Raw genomic sequence first — 15,896 nt, forward strand, 5'->3', positions numbered from 1 at the left:
TGACCGCGTAACCACGTGACCCTGTGACCGCTTCTCCGGGTCACACCGCCGCGGGGCCCGGCCCCAACGCCGCCCGGTCCGCGATCCGTTGCCGCATCGGGCGGCGGTCCAGCGCCTCCAGCGCCTCGCCGATCAGCCGGCTCAGCGGATACGGCAGCTCCGCCTCGAACTCCGCCGCCGCGGCCGAGGTCGCCTCCCATTCGGCGTTCAGCGCCGGAAGCAGCTGCTCCGCCTCAGGAGTCAGCCGGACCATGCGCCGCCGGGCGTCGTCCCCCGGAGCCAGGACGACCAGGCCGTCCTTGGCCATCTGCGCGACGGTCTGACTCGCCGCGGAGTGCGTCACTCCGGTCGCCTGCGCCAGTTCGCGGATGGAGCACGGCCCCGGAGCGGCGGCCAGGGCGCGGGCGACGGGGGTGTAGCGGGGGCGGAAGCCGTCCATGCCGAGATCCGTATAGACGGCCTCGACACCGGCTTCGAGGCGGTCGAGGAGATGTCGCAGCCGGGTCCCGAGCAGCTCGGGACCCGGTGAGCGGTGCGGACCGGGACTGTCTGAAGTCATAAAAGAAAATGTAACAGTGCTGTTGTATCTGTAGGGTCGGCGCCGGCACCACCGAACCGAACGAATCGCCCCGCGCGCCACACCCAGGGAGCCCGACCCATGCCCCGAGCCGAGAACCCGCCCCAGAACCCGCCCGAGAACCAGCCCCAGAACGCGTCCCAGCCCCCGTCACCGGACCCGCTCTACCCGCCCATCGAGCCCCACGACCAAGGCATGCTCGACGTCGGCGACGGCAACCTCGTCCACTGGGAGGTCTGCGGCAACCCCCACGGCAAGCCCGCGCTCGTCGTCCACGGCGGCCCCGGATCGGGCACCGGCCCGCGTTCCCGGCGGTTCTTCGACCCCGAGCGCTACCGCACCGTCCTGTTCGACCAACGCAACTGCGGACGCAGCACCCCGCACGCGAGCGACCCGGCCGCCGACATGCGCCACAACACCACCGACCATCTCATCGCCGACATGGAGCGGTTGCGGGTCCACCTGGGGATCGACCGCTGGCTGCTGTACGGCGGCTCCTGGGGCTCGACGCTGATCCTGGCGTACGCCGAGCGGCACCCCGAGCGCGTCTCCGAGATCGTCATCGCCGGGGTCACCACGACCCGGCGGTCGGAGATCGACTGGCTGTACGGGGGCGCCGGACAGATCTTCCCCGAGGAGTGGGACCGCTTCCGCGCGGGCGTCCCCGAGGCCGAGCGCGGCGAGCGCACCGCCGATCTCGTCGCCGCCTACGCCCGGCTGACGGAGCATCCCGACGCGGCCGTACGGGAGCGGGCCACGACCGACTGGTGCGCCTGGGAGGACGCCGTACTCTCCATGGAGCCGCACGGCTCGGCGCACCCGTTCGGCGAGCGGGCACCCGCCGCCCGGCGCGCCGTCGTCCGGATCTGCGCGCACTACTTCTCGCACGGCGCCTGGCTCGACGAGGGCGCGCTGCTGCGCGACGCGGGGCGGCTGGCGGGGATCCCCGGCGTACTGGTGCACGGCCGCTTCGATCTGGGCGCGCCCCTCGGCACGGCGTGGGAGCTGGCCCGCGCCTGGCCGGACGCCCGGCTGATCGTCATCGAAGACGCGGGACACAAGGGCAGCGCGACGGAGCGCCGCGAAGTACGGTCGGCGCTCGACGCGTTCGCGAGCTGAGCCGGCCGAGACGGCCACAAGGCCCAGCAGGGGTTGCTTCGAGTGCGCTCGAACGCGTTGGCTGTGGAGTCATGAAGTACACGCAGCTCGGACGCACCGGACTCAAGGTAAGCCGACTCGTCCTCGGGACGATGAACTTCGGCCCGCTCACCAATGAGGCCGACAGTCACACGATCATGGACGCCGCGCTCGACGCGGGCATCAATTTCTTCGATACCGCCAATGTCTACGGCTGGGGCGAGAACAAGGGCCGCACCGAGGAGATCCTCGGCACCTGGTTCGCCAAGGGCGGCGACCGCCGCGACAAGGTCGTCCTCGCCACCAAGGTCTACGGGAACATGGGCGGCGACGGCGCAGCGTGGCCCAACCACGACAAGCTCTCCGCCCTCAATATCCGCCGCGCGGTCGACGCCAGCCTCAAGCGGCTGCAGACCGACCACATCGATCTCTACCAGTTCCACCACATCGACCGCGACACCCCGGTCGAGGAGATCTGGCAGGCCATCGACACCCTGATCCAGCAGGGCAAGATCATTTACGCGGGGTCGTCCAACTTCCCCGGCTGGAAGATCGCCCAGACCAACGAGACGGCCCACAGGCTCGGTTCGTACGGTCTGGTCAGTGAGCAGTGCCTGTACAACCTGGCCGAGCGCCGCGCCGAGATGGAGGTCATCCCGGCCGCGCAGGAGTACGGCCTCGGGGTCATTCCCTGGTCGCCGCTGAGCGGCGGTCTGCTGGGCGGCGTGATCAAGAAGGAGGTGCAGGGTGGGCGGCGCGCTTCCGGCCGTGCCGCCGACGCGCTCGCCGGCGCCACCACCCGAGCGCAGGTCCAGTCGTACGAGGACCTGCTCGACAAGCACGGCATCGAGCCCGGCGAGGCGGCGCTCGCCTGGCTGCTCACCCGGCCCGGGGTGACGGGCCCGATCGTCGGCCCGCGGACGCTGGAGCAGCTGGAGTCGGCCCTGCGGGCGGTCGAGCTGGAGCTGCCGGAGGAGGTCCTGTCCTCGCTGGACGAGATCTTCCCGGGGCCGGGCCCGGCGCCGGAGGCCTTCGCCTGGTAGTAGTCACTGAGGACAGCTGAGGACAGCTGAGGGCGGCCGGGGCCGGTGACTGGGTCCTGTCCGGCTGGACAGGCCCTAGGTCCTGTCCAGCCGATCGGACAGGCCCTAGCCGACCGCGGCCGCCACAGCGATGATCGCGAACATCAGCACAAGCACGCCCGCCATGATGCGGTTCCGGGTTTTGGGGTCCACACGTCGAGGTTAACGGCCGGGGGTAACCGCACCGACGCCCGGGTTACCCGGACGCCCCCCGGCCGAGCGGCCGGCGCGCGACCGCCTCGTACCGCGGCTGCTCCCCCGGCACCCCGCTCACCGGCAGCCGGCTGCGTACGAGCACGAGCTCGGCCACCTCCCACGGCGTGCCCTCGAACCCGCCGAGGGCCTCCGCGTACGGCCGCACGTCCACGTCCCCCCGGCGGGCCGGATCCGCACTGACGGTCACAGCACCGCCAGTCACAGCACCGCCAGTCACATCCGTACGGCCGCCACGGCCGCCACGGCCGCGCGCCAGCGTCAGATGCGCCTGGTAGTGGCGGTGCTCCTCCATGGGCACCCCTGCCCGCCGCGCCGCCGCGTCGGCGCGCTCGGCGAGGCGGCGCAGCTCGCCGATCCCCCCGGCGGCCCCGGCCCACAGAAACCGTCCGCCGAAGTGCCCGCCCCCGTGGATACGGAGCGGAAACGGTTCCGTACGCCGCGCGGCCCGCTCCAGCCGCTCGGTCAGCTCCGGCAGCAGCCCGTCCTCCACCTCCCCCATGAAGGCCAGCGTGAAGTGCCAGCCGTCGCGGCCGGTCCACCGCAGCCCGTCGGCGCCGGGCAGCCTCCGGAGCCGGTCCACGGCACGGGCCAGTTCCTCGACGGCTTCGGGGGGCGGCAGTACGGCGGCGAACAGTCTCATGCTCATGAAGCCGAGTCTTCCAGCCGTGCGAAACCGTACGTAACCCGGTCACCGTGCGTATCGTTGTACTGCGCGGCTGCCGCATCCCCGCGGCAGCGGGGAGGAGCGCCACGATGACCGTCATAGAGATTGACAGGATCGCCATGGCCGACGAGAGCGACGAGCTGACTCTGGACAGGATGTTCCAGGCGCTCGAAAAGATGCCCGTCCCCGAGGGAATCAAGGTCGAGATCGTCGGGGGGAACATCTTCATGTCGCCGCAACGGGACAGCCACTGGGAGATCATCCGCCGCATTGTGCGGGCCGTGGAAGACGCGTTCGGCATGGATGTGAAGGTGAAGTCGGACATGCGGTTCGACTTCCCGGGGCTCCTGAACGGGTTCTGCCCGGATGTCGTCAAGCTGGCGGCCGACGCGGTGCAGGATGCCCGTGGCCGATGGGACTTCACGGACGTGGAGTTCATCGCCGAGGTGATCTCGCGCGGTACCGCGGACAATGACTACGGCCCGAAGAAAGACGTGTACGCCTCGGCCGGCGTCCCCGTCTATGTCATCGCCGATCCGTACACCGGCAGGTGCCACATCTACACGGAGCCGAAGGAGGGCGAGTACACGGACGAACGGACCATCGCCTTCGGCAAGGAAATCGACCTCACCCTCACCGGCGTGGAAAAGAAGATCCTGACCCTGAAGACCGACAAGTTCCCCCGCAGCTGACCCCCTCGCGTCCACGCAGTGGTGGCCCCGACCGAGCACACCCGGCCGGGGCCACCTCCCGTCCACCCTCGTCTACGCAGCCGTCGCCAGCTGCTCCTTCCTCGGTACAAACGCCACGTGCGGCCGTCCCCCGCGCAGGTCGACCTTCAGCCGTACCCCCGCCACCCGGGTCAGGATCAGACCGACCGTCGCCGCCGCGAGCAGCGAGACCACGCCGCCCGTGGCGAAGCCGACGTGGGCGCCGTACGTATCGGTGACCCAGCCCAGGAGCGGGCCGCCGATGGGGGTGCCGCCGACGAAGACCATCATGTAGAGGCTCATCACCCGGCCCCGCATCTCCGGGTCGGACGCCATCTGGACGCTCGTGTTGGCGCTGATGTTGGTCGTCAGGCCGAGCATGCCGATGGGCAGGAGCAGCAGCGAGAAGAGCCAGACCCACGGCGAGAAGGACACCACGATCTCCAGCACGCCGAAGGCCATCGCCGCGAGGACGAGCAGCCGCAGCCGGCTGGAGCCTCGGCGGGCGGCGAGCAGGGCGCCCGCCAGGGAGCCGGCCGCCATCAGGATGTTGAAGAAGGCGTACAGCCCGGCGCCGCCGTCATAGACCTCGTGCGCGTACGCCGTCAGCCAGATCGGGAAGTTGAAGCCGAAGGTGCCGATGAAGCCGACCAGGACGATCGGCCAGATCAGCTCGGGGCGGCCACGCACATAGCGCAGTCCCTCCCTGAGCTGGCCCTTTCCGCGCGGTACGCGGACGGACTTGTGCAGCTCGTGCTGGCGCATCAGCAGCAGTCCGGTGAGCGGGGCGATGAAGGACAGGCCGTTGAGCATGAAGGCCCAGCCGCTGCCGACCGTGGTGATCAGGACACCGGCGACGGCGGGGCCGATGAGCCGGGCGGACTGGAAGTTGGCCGAGTTGAGGCTGACCGCGTTGCGCAGCTGGCCGGGGCCGACCATCTCGGAGACGAAGGACTGGCGGCTCGGGTTGTCGACGACCGTCACCATGCCGAGCAGGAAGGCGATCAGATAGACGTGCCAGACCTGGACATGTCCGGAGAGCGTCAGGACGGCGAGCGAGAGGCCGCACAGGCCCATCGCGCTCTGGGTGAAGAGCAGCAGCTGGCGCTTCGGGTAGCGGTCGGCGATGACGCCGCCGTAGAGGCCGAAGAGCAGCATCGGCAGAAACTGGAGAGCCGTCGTGATGCCGACGGCCGCCGATGAGCCGGTGAGGCTGAGGACCAGCCAGTCCTGGGTGATCCGGGACATCCACGTACCGATGTTGGAGACGACGGCGCCCGTCGCGAACAGCCGGTAGTTGCGGATCTTCAGCGACGAGAACGTCCCGCCGCCGGTCGTGCGCTCGACGGCCGGGCCGTCGGGTGTCTCACCGTCGGATATCTCGCGGTCAGATGGCTCGCCGCCGGATATCTCGCCGTCGGATGTACAGCTGTCGCGCGGACCGCCGTCCTGAGTCGCACCCTCCGTTGTCGTGCTCTCCGAAGCGGGACTCTGCGAGGGCGGACTCTGCGAAGCCGGACTCCGCGAGGGCTGCGAGGTGGCTCTGTCCGAGGTGGTGAGGTCGTGGGTGGATTTCGGTGCGGGGGCGGAGTCTGCTCCGGATCCCGTACTCAAAGTGGGTTCGCCTCCTTACGGCGCGCGGATTACAAGTGGGCGAGCTTCTCCAGTACGGGGGCGGCAGCGCGCAGCTTCGCCCACTCGTCATCGTCCAGGCCCTCGGCGAGGGACGCCAGCCAGACATTGCGCTTGCGACGGCTCTCTTCGAGCATCGCCTCGGCCCGCTCTGTCTGGCTGACCACCTTCTGCCGACGGTCGTCGGGGTGCGGCTCAAGCCTGACGAGACCCTTCGCTTCGAGCAGCGCCACGATGCGGGTCATCGACGGCGGCTGGACGTGCTCCTTGCGCGCCAGCTCGCCCGGGGTGGCGGAACCGCAGCGGGCCAGGGTGCCCAGTACCGACATCTCGGTGGGGCTCAGCGATTCGTCGACACGTTGGTGCTTCAGGCGCCGGCCCAGCCGCATGACGGCGGAGCGAAGAGAGTTCACGGCGGCTTCGTTCTCGTCGCCGTGGAGCAGGTCAGGCATGTTTGTTAGGGTAACTCATTACCCAATCTAAATACCACCGGGATGCACGCACCCAGAGGCACGCGCCGGGCGCAAAGATCATGCGGAGGATCACCCGTACGAGTGAGAGCGCTGCGGAAAGTGACGCGCCGGGGCGCGTACGGGCCCGACCCTGGTGCGTATGGGATCGACAGTGCTCAGCCTGCGGATCGACGGTCAGCTGCTCGACCGGCTCCGGCGGCATGCCGCCATACGCGGAATGAGCGTCCAGGACTATGTGGTCCGGACGCTCATTCGCGATGACTTCGACGAACGCTTCAAGTCGGCCGTCGAGGAGACGGAGAAGTTCTACGGGGTGAAATGAGGCGGCCCCGGCCAGTGGTGAGGCAGGGCACTACGTCAGGCCCAGCGCCGGCATCGCGTAGTAGAAGACGAAGACCGCCGAGACGACATACATCGCCACCGGCACCTCACGGCCGCGCCCGGCCGCCAGCCGCAGCACGCTGAAGCTGATGAAGCCGATACCGATGCCGTTCGTGATCGAGTACGTGAACGGCATCATCACCATCGCCAGGAAGGCCGGAACGGCGATGGTGAAGTCGCTCCAGTCGATGTCCCGTACCGAACCGGCCAGGATCAGGAAGCCGACCGCCACCAGCGCGGGCGTCGCGGCCTGGGACGGGACCATCGTCGCCAGTGGCGTGAAGAACAGCGCCACCGCGAAGAGCAGACCCGAGACGATGGACGCCAGCCCGGTCCGCGCGCCCTCGCCGACACCGGCCGTGGACTCCACGAAGCAGGTGTTCGCCGAGGCCGAGGACGCGCCGCCGGCCGCGACCGCGATGCCGTCGACGAAGAGGACCTTGTTGATCCCGGGCAGGTTCCCCTGCTTGTCCATCAGCTTGGCCTCGTCGCCGACGCCGAGGATCGTGCCCATCGCGTCGAAGAAGGACGACAGCAGCACGGTGAAGACGAACAGCACACCGGTCAGGACACCGGCCTTCTCGAAGCCGCCGAACAGGCTGAAGTCCCCGATCAGACCGAAGTCCGGGGTGGAGACCGGGTTGCCCGGCCACTTCGGGGTCGTCAGACCCCAGCTCGGCACCTTCACGACCGCGTTGATGATCACCGCCAGGGCCGTCATCGCCACGATGGAGATCAGGATCGCGCCCGGCACCTTGCGGATGATCAGTGCGAGCGTGAGCAGCACCCCGAGGGCGAAGACCAGGACCGGCCAGCCGTGCAGATGCCCGTTGGAGCCGAGTTGGAGCGGCACGGTGGTCCGGGCGATGTCCGGGATACGCGAGACGAAGCCGGAGTCGACCAGCCCGATCAGCATGATGAAGAGGCCGATACCGATCGCGATGCCCTTGCGCAGCCCGAGCGGCACGGCGCTCATCACACGCTCCCGCAGACCGGTCGCCACCAGCAGCATCACCACGAAACCGGCGAGTACGACCATGCCCATCGCGTCCGGCCAGCTCATCCTGGGGGCGAGCTGGAGGGCGACGACGGTGTTGACGCCGAGGCCGGCCGCCAGGGCGATCGGCACATTGCCGATGACCCCCATCAGCAGCGTGGAGAAGGCCGCGGTCAGCACGGTCGCGGTGACCAGCTGACCGTTGTCGAGCTGATGCCCGTACATGTCCTTCGCGCTGCCGAGAATGATCGGGTTCAGCACGATGATGTACGCCATCGCGAAGAAGGTGGCGAAGCCGCCGCGTACCTCACGGCCGACCGTGGAGCCGCGCTCCGAGATCTTGAAGAACAGGTCCAGCCCGCCGGACGGCTGCCCGGGGGTCGGCGGCTGGGCATCGGAACCGACCGGAGCGGTGGCCGAGGGGGGCATGCGGAACCTCAGTCGTCGTAAGAACAGGGGCGGGCGGGACAGGAAAAAGAACAGGCGAGCGAGCAAAATCCAGCCAGACTTGGACATTCAGACGAACAAATCAAGTCAGCCAGAAACCGTTTCAGTATGAATACATGAGTCGAAGATCGCTATCTCCGCGCGTAGACCCTTGAACCGCCCGCCTCCGCGACCCCCTGTCGGCCCCGCATAGACTGACGGGCATGACCGGTTCTTGGACGGGAACTCCCCGGCGTGCGGCGCCCGAGCCCCTGGAGGGGCCGGTCGTCGGCACCATCACGGGCGGCACGATCATCTGGTTCGCCCTCTTCCTTCTCCAGCTCCCGTTCTACGGCTGGTTCAGCGACCACGGGCACGCCTGGTGGATCTGGACCTGTCTCGCCGGCGGCGGCCTCGGGCTCATCGGCATCTGGTACGTACGGAAACGGGACGCGGCGATCAAGCGCGCGGCGGCGGAGAAGGCGGACAGCGCCGACCACCCCGACGACACCCCCTGACCAGCTCCCTGACCAGCGCCCTGGCAGCGGGACCCTGACCCGACCCCGGCCAAAGTCTCATCCCGGCCCCCCTCCTCGTACTGCCAGGGGACGATCCGCCTCGTCCCCGGGTCGGATCTTCTCCCCGGCCGGCGGGTGAACGCGCCCGACCAGCCGTACCGTCGGAACCATGACGCAGCGGGCGAAGATCGACACCGACGGCTCCGAGCCCCATGGCCCCGAGCCGCACGGCCGCGGATCTCACGGCCCGACCGGCCCGACCGGCCCCACTGGATCGACCGGTTCAACCGGCCGCACCGGCCCGGCCATCGACGCGGGTGCCGAACTCGACCCCGTACACCCCATGCGGCCACCCCGCCCCAGCGATCGCCACAGCGGCCTGACCGCCGCCGAGGTCGCGCGTCATATCGCCCGCGGCGAGGTCAACGACGTCCCGGTCCGCAGCAGCCGCTCCCTCTCCGAGATCGTCCGCGCCAACGTCTTCACCCGCTTCAACGCGATCATCGGCGTGCTCTGGGCGATCATGTTCTTCGTCGCGCCGATCCAGGACACCCTCTTCGGCTTCGTGATCATCGCCAACACCGGAATCGGCATCATCCAGGAGTGGCGCGCCAAGCGGACCCTCGACGGGCTCGCGGTCATCGGCGAGGCCAAGCCGACCGTACGGCGTGACGGCGTCGCCGCCGAGATCTCCACCAGCGAGATCGTCCTCGGGGACCTCATCGAGCTGGGCCCCGGTGACAAGGTCGTGGTCGACGGCGAGATGGTCGAGGCCGACAGCATCGAGGTCGACGAGTCGCTGCTCACCGGCGAGGCCGATCCGGTCCTGAAACGCCCCGGCGACCAGGTGATGTCGGGCAGCTTCGTGGTCGTGGGCGGCGGCGCGTTCCGGGCGACCAAGGTCGGGCGCGACGCCTATGCCGCGCAGCTCGCGGAGGAGGCGTCGCGCTTCACACTGGTCGACTCCGAGCTGCGCAACGGCATCAGCACGATCCTCAAGTACGTCACGTGGATGATGATCCCGACCGCCCTCGGACTGATCATCAGCCAGCTCGTCGTCAAGCAGACCGATTTCAAGAACTCCATCGCCAGGACCGTCGGCGGCATCGTGCCGATGATCCCCGAGGGGCTCGTCCTGCTGACCTCCGTCGCCTTCGCGATCGGCGTCATCCGGCTCGGCCGCAAGCAGTGCCTGGTGCAGGAGCTGCCCGCCATCGAGGGGCTGGCGCGCGTCGATGTCGTCTGTCTCGACAAGACGGGCACGCTCACCGAGGGCGGCATGGACGTCCGCGAGCTGCGACCGCTGAACGGCGCGGACGTGACGTACGTACGGCAGGTCCTCGGCGCGATCGGGCAGTCCGACCCGCGCCCCAACGCCAGCCTCCAGGCGATCAGCGACGCCTACCGCGACGAGAGCGGGCGGTGGCCCGTCACGAAGGCGCTGCCCTTCTCCTCCGTACGCAAGTACAGCGGCGCCGCCTTCGGCGAGGCCGGCGGCGAGTCCGCCCGCTGGCTGCTCGGCGCGCCCGATGTGCTGCTGGCCTCCGACGATCCCGCGCTCGCCGAGATCGACCACCTCAACCAGCAGGGCCTGCGCGTCCTGCTGCTCGCCCGCACCGACAGCGAGCTCGACGCCCCCGACGCCGCGTTCGGGGCCCGCGCGACCGCGCTCGTCGTCCTGGAGCAGCGGCTGCGGCCCGACGCCGCCGACACCCTCGCGTACTTCGCGGAGCAGGACGTCGCCGCCAAGGTCATCTCCGGCGACAACGCGGTCTCGGTCGGCGCGGTGGCCGGAAAGCTCGGCCTCCCGGGCGCGGAGCACACGGTCGACGCCCGGCAGCTGCCCGCCGAGCGGGCGGAGATGGCCGAGGCGCTGGACTCCGGCGCGGTCTTCGGCCGGGTCACCCCGCAGCAGAAACGCGACATGGTCGGCGCGCTCCAGTCACGCGGGCATACGGTCGCGATGACCGGGGACGGCGTCAACGACGTCCTGGCGCTGAAGGACGCGGACATCGGCGTCTCGATGGGCTCCGGCTCGGAGGCGACGCGCGCCGTCGCCCAGATCGTGCTGCTCAACAACAGCTTCTCGACGCTGCCGTCGGTGGTCGCCGAGGGCCGCCGGGTCATCGGCAACATCACGCGCGTGGCAACGCTCTTCCTGACGAAGACGGTCTACTCGGTGCTGCTGGCGATCCTGGTGGCCTGCTTCCAGGTGGAGTACCCGTTCCTGCCGCGCCATCTGACGCTGCTCTCGACGCTGACGATCGGCATCCCGGCGTTCTTCCTGGCGCTGGCCCCGAACACGGAGCGCGCGCGGCCGCACTTCGTACGCAGGGTGATGCGGTACGCGATCCCCTCGGGCGTCATCGCGGCGATCGCCACCTTCGCCACGTATCTGCTGGCCCGGAGCTACTACTCCGGCCCCGACGCCCTGAACGCGGAGACCAGCGCGGCCACGCTCACGCTGTTCCTGGTCTCCATGTGGGTGCTGGCGATCGTCGCGCGCCCCTACACCTGGTGGCGGATCTGCCTGGTGGTGTCGATGGCGGCGGCGTTCCTGGTGGTGCTGGCCGTGCCATGGCTCCAGCACTTCTTCGCGCTGAAACTGGTGGGTACGACGATGCCGTGGGCGGCGGTCGCGATCGCGGTGGTGGCGTCGGCGGCGCTTGAGTTCTGCTGGCGGTGGGTGGGCCGCAGATACCCGGCGTAGCTCCCGGCGGAAACGGCGAAGGGCCCGGCAGGCTGCCGGGCCCCTCGCGCGCGCTTGGACTACCTCACGTCAACGAAGTCACCGGTGGCGTTGACCGCGGGGGTCGAGGCCGTACCGGCGAAGCTCCAGCGCCAGTAGCCGTCCTCCACGGCCTTGACCGTGGTCTTCAGCGTGCCGGTGCTGGAACCCTTCACCGTCTTGACGGTGGTGTACGTGCTGCTGTTCTTCTTCCGGAACTGGAGCTTCACGTCCTGAGTGGCGTAGCCCTTGTAGGTGCCGGTCTCCCAGTTGGCGCGGGACAGCTTGCCGGTGACCGTGAGGGTGCCGCCCTTCTTCACGGGCTCCGGAGAGGCGTTGACGTCCAGCTTGGAGAGCCGCTGGAAACGGACCGAGGAGAACGTGTCCTTCTCGGTGAAGTTCCCGTCCTTGCCCCATGCGGCGGCGTAGACCCGCCAGGACTTGGCGTCGGCGTTCCACAGGTATCCGGGGTCGACCGTGATGGTGAGGGTGCAGGTCGAGGTGGTGGCGTTCGCGGCCTTGCAGTTGGCCGTTTCCCCGTCCGGGTGGAACCCGAAGCCGTACAGGTTCGGGTTGCTGTCCCGGCCCTTCCAGATGTAGGAGAGAGCGTCCTGGATGCCCGAGGCGTGGGACGCGGTGACGGAGACCGTCACCTTCTTGGTGGCGGTGGTGCCGAGCACGATCGGCTTGCCGCTGTTCACCACCGTCTTGCTGATCACCGGGACGGCGTCCGCCCCCGTCGGCGCGAACGAAGGGCCGCTCGCCCGTGAGACCGGTACGGCGAGGGCGGACAGGGCCAAGGCGCCGGAGACAGCGGCAACAGTGACACGAATACGCATGTATTCCCCAAGTCTGGTCTGGGGGTCTGCTGACCCGACAGACCAGACCTCAGGCGAACGTGAAAGGTTGTACACAAAAATGAACTCTTCGCGAAGACCGGTTTGAGACGGCCGAACCCCTCACTGAACCACCGTCAGTCGAACCAGCGGTCCCTGGCCAGCTCCGCCGTCCGCGACGGATCCTCCAGCAGCGCCGCCACCTCGAAGCGCCGCGGCCACTGTCCCGCCGCCCAGGCGAGCCCCGCCGCCACGCCCTCCAGCGTCGCCGCGTGCAGCACTCCGTCCGGCGTACGGCGCCAGTCCAGCTCGACTCCGCCCGCGAGGAGTTCCTCGTGCTCCACATACGTGTCCGGGGTCTCCGCGCCCAGCAGTACGCGGACGGACTCCGGGACCGTGTGCTCCTCGCCCTCCGTGGTCACCTCCGCGGCGCCGGCCATCACCTCGCTCAGCCGCCGTACCTGAAGCAGCTCGGCCAGCTCCGCCACCCGGGTCGGCGACACCGGCAGCAGCGGCAGTCCGCCCGCCAGCGGCAGCAGATCGGGCGCGTCCGCGATCACCGCGTCCGCCGCGTCGGCCACCCGCACCTCGCCGTCGACGACCGCCCGCAGCTCGTCCGGGAGCGTCACCTGCTCGGGATCGAGATCCGCGAGCGCCGTGTAGAGCCCGTGCAGCTGCTCCGGGCTCACCTCCCGCTCCGGGTCGGCCAGCCTCCCCAGCAGCTCCGCCGCGCCGCCCGGCTCGTCCAGCAGCGCGGCGACCGACGTCCGTACCCCGAGCGCCCGCAGCACCTGCGCGTCGTCGAAGCCCGTCGCGTCCACGGAGTCGTACAGCCCCGCCAGCAGCGGGTCACCGCTCGCGGCCCGCAGTCCGGCCGGCCGGCGCCCGTCGAGTACGGGATGGTCGCGCAGCCACCACGCGGTGTACGAACGCACCGTCTCCGTCGTGCCGTCCGGCAGCAGCACCCGTACGGACTGGGTCAGCGCGTCCCGCAGCGGCGGCCGTGCCAGCAGCGCCAGCGCCCGCGGCCACGCGTCGTCGTCGACCAGGTCCAGATCCCGTACGGCCACGATCTCCGTCGCGACCGGCGGTACGGGCGTCTCCGGCAGCCGGTCCAGTACGTCCTCGCACCACACATCGACCGCGTCCAGCAGCCCGGCGTCGTCGGGCTCGGCGAAGTCCCCTTCGCGGGGCTCCAGTTCATCCGGGTCCAGCACCACATCCGTGGCCCGTACGAGCGCGAAGTCCGCCAGGACGCCACACGCGGCGAGCGGCTGCTCGCCCCAGCGCTCGGCCAGCTCCGCGTCACAGAAGGCGAGTTCGTCCTCGCGCAGCACGGACGCGAACGAGCTGCCGGGCAGCACCAGTTCACCGGCCGGCGCCAGCTCGCCGTCCTCGTCCGTCAGCGCGAGCGCGCCGAGCCACGGCTCGTCCCCCGCCTCCAGACCGGCGTCCCGTACGAGACCGAGCACGATCTCGGCCAGTTCCTCCGCGTCGGGCGTGTCGACGTCCTCGTCCCAGACCTCGCCCGCGTCCATCGAGGCGGCGACCGCCGCGCGTACCTGCGGGGTCGTCAGTACGGCACGAGGCGTGGCGGGCAGCGCGCCCAGCTTCTCCAGCAGCGGATGCGTGGCCTCGGGGTGCGCCACCTTCAGCCCCAGCCGCGCGAGTTCGGCCGACCACGCGGCGTCCGGCAGCGGCAGCAGGATCTGGCGCGGCCCGATCGTCGTACGCCCACTGGCCAGCGGCACCGGCAGCCCGGACAGCCGCTCGGGATCGACGCCCGCGAGCGACTCGTACAGCCGCCGCCACCAGGCGGGCGGGCGCTCGGCGCCCGCGATGCGCTCGATGGCCTCGCCGAGCGGCAGCCGCCCGACGCCCAGCGTGCGCAGCTCCACGCGCCGCTCAAGACCGGCGGGCAGCAGGGTCGGCAGCACCTCCGCCAGCACGCTCACGGTGTCGGCGCCCGCGCCCTCCACGACCTCCGCCTCGAACGGGCGCAGCGCGGTCAGCTCCTCGCTCGGGGCCGCCGGGGCGAGGAAGGCCACCCGCGGCAGCCGCTCCAGGATCGCGGCCCGCAGCTGCCCGTCCAGCTCGCCCTTGCCGAGCGGACCGGGCACCAGATCGATGGTGCCGGTCGAGACCGGCTCCCAGCCGCCCAGCAGCTCCGCGTACGCGTCGGCCGCCTTCCCGACCAGGAAGTCGGTGAGCGGTCCCGGCGCGGGATGGCGCCGGGTGGTATCGAGCGGCAGCGAGGCGATCAGCAGCGCGGGCACGCCGAGCGGCTCGTCCGTGGGCGTCGGGGCGTGTACAACGGGCGCGGTACGGGGAGGGAGCGGAGCGCCCCCGTCGTCCACCGGCACGGCCCAGGTCACGGACCAGTGCGGGCGCAGCCGCTCCTCGACGGGCCGCCCTTCGAGCAGCGCGGGCGGGGTCGCGCCGTGGTGGCCGACGACCCGCCAGCGGTGCACGGCGGCGGCCGCGCTGTCATCCACGTTGATGTACGGCCCGTCCTGCGAGCGGCGCAACACCCGCTCCCCGTCGGGGGTTTCGATCACGACCTCGGCGAGTCCGGCGAGCGTCAGCAGCAGCGCGTCATCGACTTCGGCGAGGAGCCGCGCCACCAAATCGGCGGCGGTGCCGTCCCGCAGCGGCAGGATCACGACGGTGTCGTATCCCTCGGGCGCCGTGCCCTCCGCCGGCAGCGGCAGCCGCAGCAGCGGTACGTGTCCGTCACGGCGCCGCAGCTCGTCCCCGAGACCGGGGCTCGCCTGCGCGGCCCGCCCGGCCAGCTCGCGGGCCTCCGCGAGGGACCAGCGGACCCCGCCGTGCCGTCCGATGACGGCGGGCTCGTCGCTGACGGCCAGCACGGCGGCGAACCCGACGCCGAACCGGCCGACGGCGCTCTCGTGCCCCTCGCGCTTGGCCGAGGCGCGCAGCGTGCTGAGCGACTCGACGCCGGTCGCGTCGAGGGGGGCGCCGGTATTGGCGGCGACGAGTACGGCGGGGCCATCGGCTCCGCCGGGGCGCAGGGTGAGCCTGAGCCGGCCCGGCACGCCGGCGCGGGCGGCCGCGTCGGCGGCGTTCTGGGCCAACTCGATGACGAGCCGGTCGCGGTAGCCGCCGAGCGCGAGGTCCTCCTCGGCGTTGGCGTCCTCCCGGAACCGCGCGGGACTGGCCCCCCAGGCATCCAGCACCCCACGCCGCAGCCGCGCGGTCCCGAACGGGTCGGCCCCTTCGGTGGTCCTGACGCTCACGCTATGACTCCGCTCTTTCGCTGTCGCGTACGTGCGGGCCCGAACGTATCGCGACGCGCGGTCCGGCGGGGGGCGGGGCGTTGTGCGGGGTGCGGTTTCGTACGGCTGGTGCCGGGTGCCGGGGCGGTGCGCCGTCCGGCGGGGGCACGGGTGCGGGGTGCGTCGTCGCTGGTGCCGGGGGCCGGGGCCTCCGGAGGTCCGTGTCCGGACTGCTTTCCTCACCGCGCTTCGCGCGAGCTGCGACGCTTTACGTCCGGACACG

13 protein-coding genes are annotated in these 15,896 nt (G+C 70.6%); 6 read left to right on the forward strand and 7 right to left on the reverse strand.

The genetic code is table 11. The features are described 5' to 3' along the window. Positions 1 to 40 precede the first annotated feature (40 nt). Positions 41 to 559, reverse strand: coding sequence for a MarR family winged helix-turn-helix transcriptional regulator (locus IF11_RS0110840; protein ID WP_030351304.1), 519 nt, complete (start codon positions 557 to 559; stop codon positions 41 to 43). 99 nt (positions 560 to 658) lie between these two features. Here IF11_RS0110840 and pip point away from each other — a divergent pair, with 99 nt between their 5' ends. Together pip and IF11_RS0110850 are read left to right on the forward strand one after the other, a co-directional pair. Next, on the forward strand, positions 659 to 1,696 hold the full coding sequence (gene pip, locus IF11_RS0110845) for a prolyl aminopeptidase (RefSeq protein WP_078490606.1): 1,038 nt from the start codon (positions 659 to 661) through the stop codon (positions 1,694 to 1,696). A 71-nt stretch (positions 1,697 to 1,767) separates the two neighbouring features. Then, positions 1,768 to 2,757, forward strand: coding sequence for an aldo/keto reductase (locus tag IF11_RS0110850; RefSeq protein ID WP_030351306.1), 990 nt, complete (start codon positions 1,768 to 1,770; stop codon positions 2,755 to 2,757). 235 nt (positions 2,758 to 2,992) lie between these two features. Here the strand turns inward: IF11_RS0110850 and thpR are convergent, their stop codons facing one another. Then, complete coding sequence (gene thpR / locus IF11_RS0110860) at positions 2,993 to 3,652, reverse strand: RNA 2',3'-cyclic phosphodiesterase (protein ID WP_030351307.1); 660 nt, start codon at positions 3,650 to 3,652, stop codon at positions 2,993 to 2,995. Between the two features lie 113 nt (positions 3,653 to 3,765). Here thpR and IF11_RS0110865 point away from each other — a divergent pair, with 113 nt between their 5' ends. Next, positions 3,766 to 4,368 (forward strand): Uma2 family endonuclease, encoded by a 603-nt coding sequence (locus IF11_RS0110865; protein WP_030351308.1) that lies wholly within the window; start codon positions 3,766 to 3,768, stop codon positions 4,366 to 4,368. 72 nt (positions 4,369 to 4,440) lie between these two features. Here the strand turns inward: IF11_RS0110865 and IF11_RS0110870 are convergent, their stop codons facing one another. Both IF11_RS0110870 and IF11_RS0110875 read right to left on the reverse strand, forming a co-directional pair. Then, positions 4,441 to 5,766 carry an MFS transporter gene (locus IF11_RS0110870; RefSeq protein WP_051745795.1) on the reverse strand — a complete coding sequence of 442 codons (1,326 nt, stop codon included), beginning with the start codon at positions 5,764 to 5,766 and terminating at the stop codon, positions 4,441 to 4,443. Between the two features lie 263 nt (positions 5,767 to 6,029). Beyond that, the gene (locus IF11_RS0110875) at positions 6,030 to 6,470 is read right to left on the reverse strand and encodes a MarR family winged helix-turn-helix transcriptional regulator (protein ID WP_030351310.1); all 441 of its coding nucleotides are present in this window, start codon (positions 6,468 to 6,470) and stop codon (positions 6,030 to 6,032) included. Between the two features lie 160 nt (positions 6,471 to 6,630). On the opposite strand from IF11_RS0110875, the gene IF11_RS0110880 reads away from it, so the two are divergent. Then, a complete protein-coding gene (locus tag IF11_RS0110880; RefSeq protein WP_030351311.1) occupies positions 6,631 to 6,813 on the forward strand; it encodes a hypothetical protein in 183 nt (60 codons plus the stop codon). Between the two features lie 30 nt (positions 6,814 to 6,843). On the opposite strand, the gene IF11_RS0110885 is transcribed toward IF11_RS0110880, so the two are convergent. Further along, entirely contained in the window at positions 6,844 to 8,298 is a 1,455-nt protein-coding gene (locus IF11_RS0110885) for an NCS2 family permease (RefSeq protein ID WP_030351312.1), read from the reverse strand. 221 nt (positions 8,299 to 8,519) lie between these two features. On the opposite strand from IF11_RS0110885, the gene IF11_RS0110890 reads away from it, so the two are divergent. Both IF11_RS0110890 and IF11_RS0110895 read left to right on the forward strand, forming a co-directional pair. Continuing rightward, complete coding sequence (locus IF11_RS0110890; protein WP_030351313.1) at positions 8,520 to 8,813, forward strand: DUF2530 domain-containing protein; 294 nt, start codon at positions 8,520 to 8,522, stop codon at positions 8,811 to 8,813. 169 nt (positions 8,814 to 8,982) lie between these two features. Further along, complete coding sequence (locus tag IF11_RS0110895) at positions 8,983 to 11,523, forward strand: HAD-IC family P-type ATPase (protein ID WP_078490607.1); 2,541 nt, start codon at positions 8,983 to 8,985, stop codon at positions 11,521 to 11,523. Positions 11,524 to 11,582: 59 nt separating this feature from the next. On the opposite strand, the gene IF11_RS0110900 is transcribed toward IF11_RS0110895, so the two are convergent. Further along, positions 11,583 to 12,380 (reverse strand): DUF5707 domain-containing protein, encoded by a 798-nt coding sequence (locus tag IF11_RS0110900; RefSeq protein ID WP_030351315.1) that lies wholly within the window; start codon positions 12,378 to 12,380, stop codon positions 11,583 to 11,585. Positions 12,381 to 12,514: 134 nt separating this feature from the next. Continuing rightward, positions 12,515 to 15,634 (reverse strand): sacsin N-terminal ATP-binding-like domain-containing protein, encoded by a 3,120-nt coding sequence (locus IF11_RS0110905; RefSeq protein WP_030351316.1) that lies wholly within the window; start codon positions 15,632 to 15,634, stop codon positions 12,515 to 12,517. Positions 15,635 to 15,896 lie beyond the last annotated feature (262 nt).

The sequence above is a fragment of the Streptomyces scopuliridis RB72 genome (assembly GCF_000718095.1).
GTDB classification, from domain to species: domain Bacteria; phylum Actinomycetota; class Actinomycetes; order Streptomycetales; family Streptomycetaceae; genus Streptomyces; species Streptomyces scopuliridis.

Bases quoted from the DNA above. Each gene is read 5' to 3' on its own strand.
- IF11_RS0110875 (WP_030351310.1), bottom strand. From the start codon at position 6,470: ATGCCTGACCTGCTCCACGGCGACGAGAACGAAGCCGCCGTGAACTCT.
- IF11_RS0110840 (WP_030351304.1), bottom strand. From the start codon at position 559: ATGACTTCAGACAGTCCCGGTCCGCACCGCTCACCGGGTCCCGAGCTG.
- IF11_RS0110890 (WP_030351313.1), top strand. From the start codon at position 8,520: ATGACCGGTTCTTGGACGGGAACTCCCCGGCGTGCGGCGCCCGAGCCC.
- IF11_RS0110880 (WP_030351311.1), top strand. From the start codon at position 6,631: ATGGGATCGACAGTGCTCAGCCTGCGGATCGACGGTCAGCTGCTCGAC.
- thpR (WP_030351307.1), bottom strand. From the start codon at position 3,652: ATGAGACTGTTCGCCGCCGTACTGCCGCCCCCCGAAGCCGTCGAGGAA.
- IF11_RS0110850 (WP_030351306.1), top strand. From the start codon at position 1,768: ATGAAGTACACGCAGCTCGGACGCACCGGACTCAAGGTAAGCCGACTC.
- IF11_RS0110865 (WP_030351308.1), top strand. From the start codon at position 3,766: ATGACCGTCATAGAGATTGACAGGATCGCCATGGCCGACGAGAGCGAC.
- IF11_RS0110900 (WP_030351315.1), bottom strand. From the start codon at position 12,380: ATGCGTATTCGTGTCACTGTTGCCGCTGTCTCCGGCGCCTTGGCCCTG.
- pip (WP_078490606.1), top strand. From the start codon at position 659: ATGCCCCGAGCCGAGAACCCGCCCCAGAACCCGCCCGAGAACCAGCCC.
- IF11_RS0110885 (WP_030351312.1), bottom strand. From the start codon at position 8,298: ATGCCCCCCTCGGCCACCGCTCCGGTCGGTTCCGATGCCCAGCCGCCG.
- IF11_RS0110895 (WP_078490607.1), top strand. From the start codon at position 8,983: ATGACGCAGCGGGCGAAGATCGACACCGACGGCTCCGAGCCCCATGGC.